Annotated in this window: 13 protein-coding genes; 9 read left to right on the forward strand and 4 right to left on the reverse strand. The window is 32.2% G+C overall.

Annotation, left to right across the window (positions count from 1 at the left end; all coding sequences use genetic code 11):
* The first annotated feature begins 57 nt into the window (after positions 1-57).
* The 3 genes from ABD730_RS05430 (at position 58) to ABD730_RS05440 (ending at position 3,955) form a co-directional block, all read left to right on the forward strand.
* Positions 58-909, forward strand: a complete 852-nt coding sequence (locus ABD730_RS05430; RefSeq protein WP_344713087.1) for an SH3 domain-containing protein — start codon at positions 58-60, stop codon at positions 907-909.
* A gap of 204 nt (positions 910-1,113) precedes the next feature.
* Complete coding sequence (gene pbpC, locus ABD730_RS05435) at positions 1,114-3,465, forward strand: penicillin-binding protein 1C (RefSeq protein ID WP_344713089.1); 2,352 nt, start codon at positions 1,114-1,116, stop codon at positions 3,463-3,465.
* 49 nt (positions 3,466-3,514) lie between these two features.
* Positions 3,515-3,955, forward strand: coding sequence for a hypothetical protein (locus ABD730_RS05440; protein ID WP_334468405.1), 441 nt, complete (start codon positions 3,515-3,517; stop codon positions 3,953-3,955).
* A 71-nt stretch (positions 3,956-4,026) separates the two neighbouring features.
* Here the strand turns inward: ABD730_RS05440 and ABD730_RS05445 are convergent, their stop codons facing one another.
* A complete protein-coding gene (locus ABD730_RS05445) occupies positions 4,027-5,082 on the reverse strand; it encodes an endonuclease/exonuclease/phosphatase family protein (protein ID WP_344713091.1) in 1,056 nt (351 codons plus the stop codon).
* A gap of 137 nt (positions 5,083-5,219) precedes the next feature.
* Between ABD730_RS05445 and ABD730_RS05450 the strand changes: the two genes are divergently transcribed.
* From ABD730_RS05450 to ABD730_RS05460, 3 genes are all read left to right on the forward strand, one after another.
* On the forward strand, positions 5,220-7,994 hold the full coding sequence (locus tag ABD730_RS05450) for a carboxypeptidase regulatory-like domain-containing protein (RefSeq protein ID WP_334468310.1): 2,775 nt from the start codon (positions 5,220-5,222) through the stop codon (positions 7,992-7,994).
* 80 nt (positions 7,995-8,074) lie between these two features.
* Entirely contained in the window at positions 8,075-9,475 is a 1,401-nt protein-coding gene (locus tag ABD730_RS05455; RefSeq protein ID WP_344713093.1) for a DUF5689 domain-containing protein, read from the forward strand.
* Positions 9,476-9,645: 170 nt separating this feature from the next.
* A complete protein-coding gene (locus ABD730_RS05460) occupies positions 9,646-10,008 on the forward strand; it encodes a hypothetical protein (RefSeq protein ID WP_334468314.1) in 363 nt (120 codons plus the stop codon).
* Positions 10,009-10,065: 57 nt separating this feature from the next.
* Here ABD730_RS05460 and ABD730_RS05465 read toward each other — a convergent pair whose 3' ends face one another.
* Positions 10,066-10,581 carry a cation transporter gene (locus ABD730_RS05465; RefSeq protein WP_344713095.1) on the reverse strand — a complete coding sequence of 172 codons (516 nt, stop codon included), beginning with the start codon at positions 10,579-10,581 and terminating at the stop codon, positions 10,066-10,068.
* Positions 10,582-10,677: 96 nt separating this feature from the next.
* On the opposite strand from ABD730_RS05465, the gene ABD730_RS05470 reads away from it, so the two are divergent.
* Complete coding sequence (locus ABD730_RS05470; RefSeq protein ID WP_344713097.1) at positions 10,678-11,556, forward strand: DMT family transporter; 879 nt, start codon at positions 10,678-10,680, stop codon at positions 11,554-11,556.
* 53 nt (positions 11,557-11,609) lie between these two features.
* On the opposite strand, the gene ABD730_RS05475 is transcribed toward ABD730_RS05470, so the two are convergent.
* Together ABD730_RS05475 and ABD730_RS05480 are read right to left on the reverse strand one after the other, a co-directional pair.
* Positions 11,610-13,661: a M16 family metallopeptidase gene (locus ABD730_RS05475; protein ID WP_344713099.1), complete on the reverse strand. Its 2,052-nt coding sequence runs from the start codon at positions 13,659-13,661 to the stop codon at positions 11,610-11,612.
* 19 nt (positions 13,662-13,680) lie between these two features.
* On the reverse strand, positions 13,681-14,997 hold the full coding sequence (locus ABD730_RS05480; RefSeq protein WP_344713101.1) for a M16 family metallopeptidase: 1,317 nt from the start codon (positions 14,995-14,997) through the stop codon (positions 13,681-13,683).
* A gap of 299 nt (positions 14,998-15,296) precedes the next feature.
* On the opposite strand from ABD730_RS05480, the gene rplU reads away from it, so the two are divergent.
* Together rplU and rpmA are read left to right on the forward strand one after the other, a co-directional pair.
* Positions 15,297-15,935 (forward strand): 50S ribosomal protein L21, encoded by a 639-nt coding sequence (gene rplU, locus ABD730_RS05485; protein WP_215928236.1) that lies wholly within the window; start codon positions 15,297-15,299, stop codon positions 15,933-15,935.
* 41 nt (positions 15,936-15,976) lie between these two features.
* Entirely contained in the window at positions 15,977-16,237 is a 261-nt protein-coding gene (gene rpmA, locus ABD730_RS05490) for a 50S ribosomal protein L27 (RefSeq protein ID WP_179337340.1), read from the forward strand.
* Positions 16,238-16,295 lie beyond the last annotated feature (58 nt).

Below are 16,295 nucleotides of genomic sequence, written 5' to 3' on the forward strand. Positions count from 1 at the left end.
AGGCAAGAATCCTAGAAACAAAACCGCTAAAAATGTTTAACCTTAAATCACAAAATTATGAGAAATTTAAAGCAGATTTTAGCGATTGGAATGCTCTTCACTGTCGCATTAGTAACAGCACAACAAAATGCTTACGTAGCAGCAGAAAGCGGATTATCCCTTAGAGACCAACCCGATGTAAGTGGCAAAATGCTAAGCAAATTAGCCTATGGCGAGGCCATTGGAGTACTTGAAAAAACAGATAAAAAATTAGTTGTGCTTGATGGCGGAAAAAAAGTAAGCGGAGAATGGGTAAAAGTTGAAACCCGAAATCATATTGGTTATGTGTTTAATGGCTACTTATCTTCAACAAAAATTTCTAAAACTATTCGATTAGATTTAGACCTATTGAATGTTGAAATAAAAAATTTAGCGACTAGCGATTACAAAAGACTTCATAACTTAAAACAAACCGACTCCACAACAATCCATGTCGATTTAGGGGCGTCACCTGAAAAAAAACAAATTGTTTTAGTTGATAATGATTATAAACACGTGAGCATCTTTCAACGCTACGAAAATAGCATTTCTTTTATGAGTGCAGATAAAAAATGTGATGCTAATGACTGGAAACATTTTGATTCGGAATGGAAGCCATTAAAACAAACGAGATCTAATACTTTTGAAACATTAGCGTATACTGAAAATGATTGGAAACAATTTATTGACACTTCTGTAGAGGATTTAAAAACCGAAGTTATTGACCAATGTGGAGCAGATTGGTTAGACTATTTTAAGACGATAAAAAATGTGAAGGATTATCCTATTGGAGTTGCAACAAATCGTGTTTTTCTTAAAATCATTTTGACCGATTTTGAAGATAATATCACTGAAAAAATCATAGAATTTGATATGCCAAATGGCTGCTAGTTTAATATAAATAAGACTTGATAGGTTTAAGATCTGTCAAGTCTTATTTTCATTTACTTCACTTTAATTAAAACGTAACATGAATTTACTTTTAGTTTAAGTTGCGTCATAAATATTTCAAAAGTCCAAGAAAACATTTAACAGCTTTAAATATATAGATAACTTTGTTTAACAAGTTTTAAGTAAGCGTTCGGTAAATTATTTATGCATAGATTAATTCATTTTTTTAAGCGAAATAAAATAAAATCCTTAGTGGTTTTAATACTTTTAGGTGCTTATTATTTTTGTTTACCAAAGACATTATTTAAAGATCCAACAGCAACTGTTATTACAAGTCAATCAAATGAATTATTAGGCGCCTTAATTGCCGACGATGGCCAGTGGAGATTTCCCGCTAATGATAGTGTTCCAGAAAAATTCAAAACTTGTATTCTTCAATTTGAAGATGAATATTTTTACAAACATCCTGGTTTTAATCCGGTTTCAATCTTTAAGGCTTTAAAAGGTAATCTAAGTTCTGGCACTATAAAACGAGGCGGAAGTACCTTAACACAACAAGTCATTCGATTATCTCGAAAAGGACAATCACGTACCTATTTTGAAAAACTAAAAGAACTCATTTTAGCCACACGATTAGAGTTCAGATTGTCTAAAGATGACATTTTAAATCTTTATGCCAGTCATGCTCCGTTTGGAGGAAATGTTGTTGGCATAGACGCAGCATCTTGGCGTTATTTTAATCGAAATGCCTATAATTTATCTTGGGCCGAAAGTGCCACTTTAGCGGTTTTACCCAATGCTCCAAGTTTAATCTATCCTGGAAAAAATCAAATACGATTATTAGAAAAACGCAATCGGTTACTAAAAAAGCTTCATAAAAATGGCACGATAGACGAACTTACATATAAGCTATCTATTGCTGAAGGCTTACCGCAAAAGCCCTATCCATTACCACAAATCGCACCTCATTTACTTCAAAAAACAGCAAAAAAACATAAAGGTAAACGTGTAAAAACCACGGTTAACATAGCGCTTCAAGAACAAACTAATAGCATTGTAAAGCAACATTACAATCGCTTAAAACAAAATGAAATTTATAATATTTCCGTTTTGGTTTTAGATGTAAAAACAAGAGAGGTTTTAACTTACGTGGGCAATTCGCCTACAGACAAAGCCCATCAAAACAGTGTTGATATTATTGACAAACCCAGAAGTACAGGAAGTATATTAAAACCCTTTTTATATGCTGCCATGTTAGATGCAGGTGATGTATTACCCAACACTCTAATTGCAGATGTACCTACACAATTTGGAAGTTATCACCCCGAAAACTATAACCAAACTTACGATGGCGCTGTACATGCTAATGAAGCGTTATCACGTTCTTTAAATGTTCCTATTGTTAACATGCTTCAAGAGTTTGGATTAGATCGGTTTTATCATTACCTCAAAGCGCTTCAACTTAAAGATTTAAAATACAACGCCAACCATTATGGCTTGTCTTTAATACTTGGAGGTGCAGAAAGCAATCTTTGGGATTTGTGTAAAAGTTATGCTGCTATGTCTTCGACTTTAAATCATTTTAATGCCAATTCTAGTCAGTATTTCAATAATGAATTTTGCCAGCCAATTTACAATTCAAAACAATCTGTTGATTTCGGAAAACTATCTACAGAAAAAGAAGTCTTTGATGCCGCTTCCATTTATCTCACCTATGAAAGCATGAAACAAGTTAACCGACCACAAAGTGATGAAAGCTGGGAATACTATGATTCTTCTCAGGAAATTGCATGGAAAACAGGAACAAGTTTTGGTTTTAGGGATGCTTGGGCAATCGGAACCACCAAAGACTATGTGGTTGGCGTTTGGGTTGGTAATGCCGATGGAGAAGGACGACCTGGTTTAGTTGGAGTGCAAGCAGCTGCACCTATTTTGTTTGAAGTTTTTGACTTACTACCAAAAAGCGACTGGTTTGCAATGCCATATGACGAAATGTTAGAAGTTAATATCTGTAAAAAAAGTGGGTATCGTGCATCATCTATTTGCGATGAAACCGAAATGCGTTATATACAAGCAAGCGGAAAGAAAACCGAGCCTTGCCCTTATCATAAATTAGTCCATTTAGATGCTTCTGAACAGTTTCAGGTAAACACTTCATGTGAAGCCATTTCAAACATTAAAAATAAATCTTGGTTTATTTTACCTCCTTTACAAGCCTATTATTTTAAAACTAAAAACCCGTTTTACAAACCGTTACCACCTTACAGAGCAGATTGCACTGAATCCATTGGAACTCCCATGGAATTTATTTACCCAAATCAACAAAGTACTATTTATTTGCCAAAAGATTTTGACGGTAATATTAATGAGTTAATCTTAAAAGTAGCGCATTCGAAACCTGAACTAGAATTGTATTGGTACGTTGATAGTGAATATATTGGAAGCACAAAAGACATTCACGACATGGCTATTCTTCCAAGTTCTGGAAACCATATCATCACCGTTATAGACGAATTAGGAAACGAGCTAAAACATAAAATTACAATTTCAGAGTAATTACATTCACCCTTAAATCCTTATTTTTACAGAAATTAATCAACTTATTATTATGGAAACTGTACAGTTTATACATTCAACATGGGCTTATTTAGTACTTCTAGTATTAGTACTTGCTACATTTAATGCATTAATTAAATTTTTTGGCGACAAGGAATTTGATGCAAAAGATTTTAGAATTTCATTATTTGCACTAATAACAATGCACATTCAATTGCTCATTGGTATTGTATTGTTTTTTATGAAAGATTATTTTTCAGTAATAGAACAAGTTGGAGGTATGGGAGAAGTAATGGGAAACAAAGCTTTAAGAAATCTCATTGTAGAACACCCACTAACTATGATAATTGCAATAGCGTTATTAACTATAGGCTATTCAAAGCACAAAAAGAAATTAACATCTAAACCAAAATTTAAAATGCTAGCTATCTTTTATACCTTAGCTTTAGTTTTAGTCTTGGCTAAAATTCCGTGGAACCTTTGGTTTTAAACCTCAACTTATTACATATAAAAAAAGCGTCTAAATAGTATTTAGACGCTTTTTTAGTTTCACAATTTCGCTTATTCTAATTCTTTAACTAAGTAGATATACACAGGGAAGTGATCGCTATAACCACCCGAAAGTCCGGCATCAACCATACGATAAGGATAGTCTTTATAACGTCCTTCTTTATTAGTTAAATAAGACTTATTAAAAATTCCTGCTTTATAAAATCTAAATGAAGAATAGTCTTTTTCTAAAAATGGTTGCGTGAATAAAATCATATCAAACAAACTCCAAGCATCTCTGTAACCAGTTGTTCCTAAACCTTTTTTCTTATATAGGTTTTCATAAGGGTTATAAACACCTTTTAACTTTACTTTATCTTTGTCTGCTTCGGTTTTTAACTCCTTTTTCATACTGTCATTTATAGGGTTATCGTTAAAATCTCCCATTGTAATAACTTTAGCATAAGGATCTATAGATTGTAAAGAATCTATAATACGCTTGTTTAATTTTCCTGCAGCAACACGTTTAAATCTACTTCTTGCTTCGCCTCCACTTCGAGATGGCCAGTGATTAACAATAATATGAATTAAATCACCTTCTAATTCACCACTAACCAATAACTGATCTCTTGTATATACACGTTCTCTTGAAGAATCATCATAAATAAGTAACTCATGAGAGCTTGTTTCAATAGGCTTAAAAAGTGCTTTTTGATATAGTAAAGCGACATCAATTCCTCTCTTATCAGGAGAATCAAAATGAACAATACCATAATCTTTATTCAATAACTGAGGGTCATTAACCAAATCTACAAGTACTTGTCTGTTTTCAACTTCAGAAACTCCAATTATTGCAGGTGAGTTTTTAGTGTCTTTAAGACCTATATCAGCAACTACTTTTGCCATATTTTTAAGCTTCTTTTCATAAGCTTCTGCTCTTAGAGCTTGATTTAGCTCCATAATAGGACTTGCTTCATCATACTTAGTAGTATCATTTATAGTGTCAAATAAATTTTCTAAGTTATAAAAAGCAACCGTATGGATTTTATACTTTTTCTTTTCCTGTGCATTTGTACTTATAAACGCAAAAAGAAGCATTACTATTAAAGTGAGTTTTAAATTTTTCATTTAGTAGATGTTATGTTAACATTAATTACTTTACAAATCTTGAGCCAAAAGTAGATATTTATTATAAATAATGTAAATTTGCACGCCTTAAATAACTTTTATTTAATGTACAAAGATTAATAACTTTAAAATTAGGTATGAAAAAAAGTTTAATTATTTTATTATTTGGAATTTTTTCTTCCTTTACAATGATGGCGCAAAGCACCATTATTAAAGGTAGTGTAAAAGATGCTACATCCTCAGAACCAATCCCTGATGTAACTATTACCATTGAAGAAACTCAACAATCAACTTTAACAAATGGTTTCGGTGAATTTATTTTCTCTAGCAACGTACCATTAGGAGAACAGGTTTTAAAAATCTCAAAAACAGGTTACGAAACAAAACGTTATCCTATTATTGTTAACGAAGGACAAACCGTGAATATTACGGATATGACTTTAGACTTGGACGTTTCAGACGTGCAAGATATGTTTACAATTACACTTTCTGACGACGAGCTAAATGACGACACAAGTGGTGCAGATAATATTTCTGGATTACTATCTTCTTCATTAGATATTTTTCAAAGAACAGCTGCTTTTGAATTTAGTTCTTCATTCTTCAAAGTAAGAGGTTTAGATTCTGAAAACGGTTCAGTTTTAATGAACGGTATTGAAATGAATAAGCTTTATAACGGAAGACCACAATGGAGTAACTGGGGCGGATTAAATGATATGATGCGTAACCAAGTATTAACAACAGGTCTTACTCCTTCAGATTATAATTTTGGCGGTATTTTAGGATCATCTAATATTATTACAAGAGCATCTTCTTACAGAAAAGGTGGACGTATAACATATTCATCATCTAATAGAAGTTATACAAATCGTGCTATGGCTAGTTATGCTTCTGGTTTAGTTGAAGGAGGCTGGTCTTACGCTTTTATGATTGGAAGACGTTGGGGAGATGAAGGTTTTATAGACGGAACATTATATGATTCTAACTCATTTTTCGCTTCTATAGAAAAGAAAATAAACGACAAGCACAGTATTAACTTTACTTCGGTTTATACTCCTAATAGAAGAGGAAAATCTTCACCAAATACACAAGAAGTTTATGACCTAAAAGGGATTAAATACAATGAGTATTGGGGAAATTTAGACGGAGAACAACGTAATTCTCGTATTAAAGAAGTTGAAGAACCAATTTTTATGTTGAATCATTATTGGGACATTTCTTCTAAAACAAAATTAAATACCAATGTTGGTTACCAATTTGGTAAATTAGGAAACAGTAGATTAGATTACAGTGGTGGTGGTAACCCAAGTCCTGCTTATTACCAATTACTACCTAGCTATCACGAACAAAGAGATGATCTTGTAGGTGCTTATTTAGCACAACAGAAATTTGTTGATGATGGACAAATAGATTGGGAACGTATTCTAGATGCTAACGTAACCAACAACATTAATGACATTAGCTCTGCATATGCTTTATACGAAGACAGAGCAGATGACACTCAATTAACAGTTAACTCAATCTTCACTTCTGAAATTAATGATAACATCATTATAAATGGAGCCGTTAACTATAAAAACCTTAAATCAGAAAACTTTGGTGAAGTTTTAGACTTATTAGGATCTGAGGTAGGTTTATTAAACGTAGATTCTTTTGATGGTTTTGAGTACGATAATAAAAACCCTGGACGTTTAGTAGGAGAAGGAGATAAATACAGATATAACTATAACTTATATGCAGATGTGATCTCGGCTTATGCACAAGGGCAGTTTAAATACAATAAAGTAGATTTTTATGTTTCTGCTAATGTAACAAGCACAACATACCAAAGAGAAGGTTTATGGGAAAACAGTAGATTTGACGGCCTTGATGGACGACCAGAATCTTATGGCAAAGGTGAAGAACTTTCTTTTACTGGTGTAGGTGCAAAAGCAGGATTTACGTATAAAATTTCTGGAAAACACTTAATTGATGTTAATGGAGGTTACCTTACAAGAGCCCCTAACCTAAGAAATACATACTCTAACTCTAGAGAAAACCATAATATCGTAAAAAATATTAGTGAAGAAACCGTAACTTCATTTGATGCAAGTTATATTTTTAGATCTCCAATTGTTAACGCTAAAATTACAGGATTCTATTCTAAAATTGAAGATGCTAATGAAGTTGGATTCTATTATGCAGATGGTTTAAGTGGAGGAAATGATATTGAAGATAATGACACGTCTGCTTTTGTACAAGAAGTTTTACAAGGTATAGATAAAAAACACTTAGGTGTAGAATTAGGAATTGAAGCACAAGTAACACCAACTATTAAATTAAAAGGTGCTGCTTCTGTTGGTCAATATACTTATGACAACAATCCTGATTTATATTTAACCTCAGCTAGCTTTAATACAGCAGATGGTTCTATTCCTTATGGTAAAGCTAATCTAAAAGATTATAAACTTGCTGGTGGACCTCAAAGAGCTGCTTCTATTGGGTTTGAATATAGAGACCCTAATTTCTGGTGGTTTGGTGCAACAGCTAACTTTTTCTCTCATGCTTACATAGATGTAAATGCATTAACAAGAACAGAGAATTTTTATTTAGATTCAGACGGATTACCTATTAATGATTATGATGAAGAATTAGCTACTGAATTACTAAAACAAGAAAAGATTAGCGACTATATGGTGGTAAACCTTGTTGGTGGTAAATCATGGAAAGTTGGTGATTATTATATCAGTCTTTTTGCTAGCGTTGGTAACATCTTAGACGAAGTTTATAAAACAGGTGGTTTTGAGCAAGGTAGAAATGCTAACTATAGAGAACTTAGAGATGATAATGCTGATGGCAACCCTAGGTTTGGCTCAAAATATTGGTATGGTCGTGGTGCCAATTATTTTGTTAACTTAAACGTACGATTCTAAAAAAAGAAAAATTAATAAATAAAATTACTATTATGAAATGTTTAAATTTCATAAATTCAATAATTATAAATAAAAAAGTTATGAATAAAGCGATTAAATCTTTAAAATTAATGTTAATCCTAGTAGCTTCCGTAGCTATTACATCTTGTGTACAAGATGACGATTATACTATTCCTAGTAGTTTAGGAGACGAAGAAAATAAAGCTCTTACATTATTGCTAGAGACTGGAAATGAATTATCGTTCGCAGAAGTTAAAGCATTATATCAAGGTGGAGAGTTCATTGAGCCTGAAGATACTAATGTCTATGTAAAAGGATATGTGTCATCATCTGACCAAACTGGAAACTTTTTTAAAGAGTTTTTCATTCAAGATAGTCCAACAAACCCTACATCAGGTTTAAAAGTTATTTTAAATCAAGTTGATACATACAACCAATTCAATTTAGGAAGAGAAGTATATATCAGCTTACAAGGTCTTTATATTGGTGAAGAACGTGTTGGAAACGGAGTAATTACTATTGGTGGAGGAACTGAAACTGATCAATACGGTACTACTGTAACAAGTTTAAATGAAATTCAAATAAGACAAAAAGTTTTAAGATCTTCAGTTACAGAAACTATTACACCTTTAAATATAGGTTTAACTGCTATTACTGGTGACCATGTTGGTTTATTAGTTAAAGTTGACAATGTAGAATTTGCTGATAATTTAGCTGGAGAAAATTATTTTGATTCATCTGAAGTTTATGACACACAAAGAATCTTACAAGATTGTAGTGGTTTTACTTACCCACAATTTATATTAGAAACGAGTAGTTTTGCAAGTTTTAAAAATGAAAGATTACCTATATACAACGGATCAATTACTGCTGTAGTTAGTAAAACTTTTGATGGAGCTAGTTTAGTATTAGCCTTAAATACAACTGATGATGTGGATATGGTAAACCCAAGATGTACATTATTAGATATTGAAGATTTTGAAATTGTTTTTAACGAAGGCTTTGATAATGGTTTAGGAGACTGGGAAGTTATCAATACATTAGGTACACAGGAATGGTATGCTAGTAGCTACCAAGGAGAAGGTTATGTAAGAGGCTCTGCTTATGATGATGGTGACATAGTAGAAATGATTAGCTGGTTAATATCTCCTTCAATAAATTTTGATGCTAATGAAAATGAACGTCTTATTCTACAAGTTGCAGATGCTTTCAGTAATGGACAACCATTAAAAGCGTATTACTCTAATGATTATGTAGCAGGTACCAATCCTGATGATGCTACATGGACAGAAATAGGAGCTTCAGAAATTGCTGCTTTACCTGAGAATACTGGTTTCTTCAACAATGTTTATGATGCTACTGGCCTAATTAATATTTCAATGATTAGTGGTGATGCTGTTCTAGCATTTGTTTATGACAGTGATGATGCTTCAATATCTTCTACTTTAGATTTAAGTAATGTGCAAATTTTAGCGCAATAGAAATTTTTATAAAAGAATAAAAAAAAGACTGTCTGAAAAGACAGTCTTTTTTTATGTAAATATTTGACTAAACACATCTGCCAAAGGTATAACTATTATGTTTTATTTAATTAATAGTCATTTAGTGTAAATCACTATATTTATAACCTTAAAAAAAGGATATCACCTATATGTTAGACACCATATATATTTCAATATTTAACCACTATAAGAAAGCTTTAGGAAAAAAAAGTATCAATATAGCCTTACTTTATATTTGTACTCTAGAGCTATCTATAGCACTTGCATTAGGTGCCTTTTTTATAGCTTTTGCTAGTCAGATGAAAATGCTAGTAATGTCTTCTACTAAGTTTTGGGTATTATTCTCATTAATCGCATTGTTTATCATTTCTAAAAACTGGATGCGCTATAATGGAAAGAAAAGAACAATACTTAACGCTAAGTCCAAGCGCAGTGATACATCTATCTATTTATTATGGCTTTTGCCTTTAGGATGCTTCGCAATAGCTTTTATACTGCTTCAGGTGCAATAAAAAACGCCACCCATTCGGATAGCGTTGTATTTTAATATAATTGATATAGAAAGTAACTTATTCTGCTTTCTTTTCTTTAGTGCAACATTCTTTTTTACAATCTGCTTTACAAGCTTTTTTTTCAGCTTCAGATTTATTAGCGCAACATTCCTTTTTGCAATCTGCATCACACGCCTTTTTTCCTAAACCAAAGTCTTCGACCTTATGTATATCTTTAACTTTGTAGATGTCTGCTACTTTGCTAACAGCTTCTTCTAAAGATTTAGGTGTTACTTTAGCTTCGTCATATTCTACCATTGCTAAACGTGAATCAAAATCTACTTTTGCAGATTTTACTCCTTCCATTTTAGCCATTTTCTTTTCAATGGTTTTTGCACAACCCATAGCACAAGTCATTCCTTCAATACCAAATTCTACTTTGACATAAGTTGCATTTGGATCTAAAGTATGAGCAACATCTTTTTCAGAAACTTCTACCTCTACGGTTTTAACTTCTGGTTGTGTTTCGTTTTTACAAGACGAGATTGTTATCGCTAATATTGAAACGAAAAATATATTCTTTAATGCCTTCATATATTTAAACTATTAAATTTTGTATAAATCTAATAAATATTGGTCTTTCTTGCATATGAATTAACGAATTTTGTGATTTAATAGCTGCAAATAAGTATGAAAGACCTTAATATTAAGTGGATTTACCTGTTAATACTTTCCATTATTTGGGGAAGCTCATTTATTTTAATCAAAAAATCACTTTTAGGTCTTACGGCTTATCAATTAGGCGCGCTAAGAACTATTATAACTGGCCTAATTCTTTTAACTTTTGGCTTTAATAAACTTAAAACGATACCTAAATCGAAGTGGAAATGGCTTCTCCTCTCTGGCCTCTTAGGTTCTTTTATTCCTGCTTTCTTTTTTGCCATTGCTGAAACTGAAATAGATAGTGCTGTGGCTTCTATATTAAATTCTTTAGTTCCTTTAAATACTATTTTGTTCGGGTTTGCTGTATTTAAAATTACCTCAACAAAACGACAGGTTTCAGGTGTTATCATTGGCTTTATTGGTACTGCTATCCTAATTTTAAAAGGTTCAGAATTAAATCCCAATCAAAATTATATATATGCTGGTTTTGTTATTGCATCCACAATAATGTATGCTGCCAATGTAAATATTATAAAACGTTATTTACAAGATATAAAACCATTAGCGATTGCAGCTGGTAATTATGCTTTTATAGTAATACCTGCATTAATTATTCTCGTTTTTAGCGACTTTTTCACACCCAAAACCTTTGAGAATCCTGCTTTTATAAATGCCTTTATTTATGTTACCATTCTTTCTGTTTTTGGCACCGCAATAGCAAAAGTGTTATTTTTTAAGTTGGTACAAATTTCTACACCTGTATTTGCATCGTCAGTAACTTATATCATGCCTATTGTAGCCTTAATTTGGGGTATTATAGATGGCGAATCTTTTAGCTTTATTCAGGGACTTGCTGCTTTATTAATATTAGTGGGCGTTTATTTATCTCATAACCGTAAGGCATAAAAAAACCGAAGCTTTCGCTTCGGTTTTAATATATTATCTAAGACAATTTCTGATTAATCGAAATCAGCATCAGAAACACCTTCGTTTACTTTTATTTCTTTTACAATAAAATCAAATTTACGTGGTCCCATTGTTTGAGAAATTTTAAAAGGGAACATAATTCCATCAACTTCTTTATAATCTGCATAGAATGTAGATTGAGAACCCATTGGAGATATTTTCTCTTCTTTAATTTTTAAGCCTGTTTCAACACTATAGAAAATAGACGTTATATCATCTACTTTTACTTTATAAGCATTTTCTCCATCAACTTTTTCTATCTTTTCTAAAGTAACACCACCACTTAAATAGTTAACTTCTGGAAAAGGAGATGATTCTGCTTTAGCATCTTTAAGTTCGTCTTCGCTCATATCTTTACGTTGACCTTGCATAACCATATAACCACCATCTACACCAACAACAGTTTTCATAACCGACTGTCCCATTGCTGTAATCTCTTGTGCAAACTGTTTTTTACTTGTTTTTTTCATTTCAAGATTCATCATTACACCTGGCTGTAACTCTGCTTCCGCCATCATTTTAACAGAATTCACACCATCTAAACGCTCTTTACCACCAATTTTAGCGATATATGCGTTTAAAACTTTAGTAACATCCATATCTGCTGGCATTGGAATGTCGTAAGTTGGCTTTTCTACTGAATTAGCGTATGCATCGTAATACTTAATTGGAATCCCTGTTTTTTCAAGGTTTTCTATGACATCACTTCCTTTACCAACGATAACAACTCTAGCATTTTCTGTCTTTAAATATTTATTAGCAACTCTTTGTACATCTTCTACACTAACATCATTAATTTTCTGTAAATATGTAGAATAGAAATCTTTAGGTAAATCATTCAACTTTATGTTTAAAGCGTAATTAGCAACTGTTTGAGGACTTTCTAACCCCATAATAAAATTACCAACATATTTTGCTTTAGCATCTTTAAGTATTTGAGGATCTACAGGTTCCGTTTTAATACGATTAATCTCTTTTAAAGCCTCAACAACAGCACTATCTGTAACCATATTTCTTACTTTAGCCGAAGCATTAAAACGTCCTGCACCATATCTGTTTGCTCTTAAGCTAGAATAGGCACCGTAAGTATAACCATGTTCTTCACGAAGGTTTTTGAATAAGTAACCTTCACCTCCACCACCTAAGATGTTGTTTGTGATTAAAGCAGCATGGTAATCTTCATCATTCATCTTCAAATCTACATTGTTGGTAATAGATATGCTAGACTGCGTTGCTGTTGGCATATCAACAAAGTTAATTTGAGTGTATTGTGCATTAGGGTTAACCTTAGGAAGTGTTGTGGTTATATCAACAGATTTTTTCCAATTACCAAAGTGTTTTTTTATTTGCTTTTTAACTGTTTTAAAATCTACATCACCAATTACAACTAAATAAGCATTGTTTGGATTAAAATATTTCTCGTAAAATGCTAATGCATCACCAAATGATACATTGTTAATAGTTTCTTCTGTAACAAATTCTCCATAAGGGTGTTTTGTTCCATAAGATAATGCATCACCTACACGACTACCAATAGCATCAATACTCTTTTCGTTTTGCTTTAAGCTTTCAATTAGCTTAGTCTTTTCTTTATCAAACTCTTCTTCAGTTAATAATGGGTTTAATGCTGCATCTGCCATTAATTCTAAAATACGATCAGAGTATTTAGTTAATGAACTTGCAAAACCACCACTAAAACCAAAATTAAGTCTAGCACCTAAGAAATCGATTTCTTCGTTAAATTCATCTTTAGAAATTGACGTTGTTCCATTTCCTAACATGCTTCCAATTAAGCTTTCTACTCCAGCTTTTTTTCCTGTAGCAATAGGCTTATTATCTATTCTTAAAGAGTAAGATACTCTTGGCAACTTGTGGTTTTCAACAACTAATACTTTTAAGCCGTTTTTTAATTCAAATTCCTGAGGAACTTCTAATGTAATTTCAGGCTCTGGTCCAGCTTTTGGCTGTTTAGATCTATCTATTTGTGCATTAACACCTATAGTTACTAAAAACAATAGGATAAATGCAGATAATTTTGTTTTCATAATATATGTTGTTTTCATCTTACTGATCTTCTTTTTTAGGTAAATATTCTATTTCAACACGCTGATTTGGGCTTAAATACTTTTTAGCTACAGCTTGAATTTCTTCTCTTCTAATAGATCTGTAAATGTCTATTTCTTTGTTAATTAAATTTACATCGCCGTATAATAAGTAGTACGTTGCTAAAGAACTTGCAATACCTGCAATACTAGAGTTAGCGTTTACAAATTGGTTTTCAAATTGATTTAATAATTTTTGATGATCACGTTCTGAGATTAATTCATTTTGCATTTTAGCAACTTCTACATCAATTTCAGATAACAATGTACTTAACTCTACCTCTCCTAAAGGAATAGCAAATAATGCAAATATGCTGTAATCCATTTGTGAAATGTTTACCGCTTGTACTGCTAACGCTTGTTTTTGTTGATCTACTAATTTCTTATACAAAACAGAACTTTTACCTCCACTTAAGTAAGATGAAATCATGTCTAAAATATAAGCATCACGTGTTCCATGGCCTGGTGTTCTATAAGTTGCTATAATTGCAGGCACTTGAATGTTTTTATCAAAAGCTTGAGCTTTAATTGTCTCAGTAATAGGCTCTTCTTTTGGGAAGTTTCTAACCACTTCTGGTCTTTTCTTAACAGCGCTAAAATAATCTCTTACTAATTTCTTAGTTTCTTCAATATCTATATCTCCTGCAACTACTAAAACAGCATTATTAGGACCATAATATTTATCAAAATAGGCATTAAACTCTTCTAAAGTTGCTGCATCTAAATGCTCCATATACCCAATATTAGGATCTTTATAAGGGTGTACTTTAAAAAGATTAGAACCAATAGCTTCTAAAATACCACCATAAGGCGCATCATAACGTTGACGTTTTTCTTCTTTTACAACTTCATTTTGAGTATCTACTCCAACTTGGTCAATAACAGGGTGTAACATACGCTCTGACTCTAACCATAATCCTAATTCTAATTTATTAGAAGGAAAAATTTCGTAATAATACGTTCTGTCTTGAGACGTATTAGCGTTAAACGTTCCTCCATTAGCTGGAATAATTTTCATGAATTCTCCACGTCCAATGTTTTCAGAACCTTCAAATAAAAGGTGTTCAAAAAAGTGAGCAAAACCCGTACGAGCTCTATCTCCATCTTTTCCTCCTACATCATACATTACAGAAGTAATAACCACTGGTGCTGTGTTATCTTGATGCAAGATTACATGTAATCCATTGTCTAAATCAAACTCTTCGAATTCTACTTGTTGAGCTGTTGAATTAAATCCAACCAACAACAAAATAGCTAGAGTAAATAAGCCTTTTTTCATTATTAAGTGTGTTTAAATTTAAATTGTTTTAAATATTTGTCTTTACTAAATGCTTTTTGTTACATGAAGTCTCACAAAAATAAGGAATGATTTGTCTTTTTAACATAATTAAGTGTAAAAACTCAATTAATAACTTTCTGCCGTTCTCTGTTTTTTTTAATAATTACTTACGAGCTTACAAAAACAGCTTGAAAAGCCTTAAAACGTTTGTAGATTAATAATTTAGGAGTATATTTGCATCCGCTTTCTGAGAAGAAGGCTATTTTATTTAACAAACAAATTAATAAAAACGTTACGCTATGTACGCAATTGTAGAGATAGCAGGGCATCAATTTAAAGTTGAAAAAGACCAAAGAGTTTTTGTTAACCGTTTAGCAACAGAAGAAGGTTCGAAAGTAGATTTCGATAACGTTCTTTTAATTGGAGATGGTAACAATGTAACTTTAGGCGCCCCAGCTATAGATGGAGCACAAGTAAGTGCAAAAGTCTTAAAGCACCTTAAAGGTGATAAAGTAATAGTCTTCAAAAAGAAAAGACGTAAAGGTTACCGTGTTAAAAATGGACACAGACAATCTTTAACTGAAATCGTAATTGAAAGCATTACAGCTTCTGGAGCTAAAAAAGCTGCTCCTAAAAAAGAAGCAAAGAAAGCTGAACCAAAAGCAGAAGCGAAAGCTAAAAAAGCAACTGGTAAAGCTGATGATTTAAAGAAAATTGAAGGTATTGGTCCTAAAATCGCATCTACATTAGTAGAAGCAGGTATCGCTACTTACGCTGATTTAGCTAAAGCTAAGCCAGAAGCAATTTCTGAAATCATTGCAGATGTTCGTGGTAACCATGTTACTGATACTTGGCCAGCTCAAGCACAATTAGCTGCTGATGGTAAGTGGGACGAACTTAAAAAATGGCAAGACGAATTAGATGGTGGTAAAGCTTAATTGCCAAACCACTTAAGTATAACAATATAAAACCTTAGATCATGGCTCATAAAAAAGGAGTTGGTAGTTCGAAGAATGGTAGAGAATCAGAATCAAAACGTTTAGGCGTTAAGATATTTGGTGGACAAGCTGCTATTGCTGGAAACATCATTTTAAGACAACGTGGTAATACACATCACCCAGCTGAGAACGTATACCAAGGAAAAGATCATACTTTACATGCTAAAGTTGACGGTCTAGTAAAATTTACTAAGAAAAAAGATAACAAATCTTACGTTTCTATTGAACCTTTCGAGGCTTAAGAAACATATTTCTTTATAATTTATAAAACCCTTTCTATTTTTAGAGAGGGTTTTTTAT

Origin of the sequence: Winogradskyella damuponensis (assembly GCF_039538385.1) — a bacterium.
Lineage (GTDB): Bacteria > Bacteroidota > Bacteroidia > Flavobacteriales > Flavobacteriaceae > Winogradskyella > Winogradskyella damuponensis.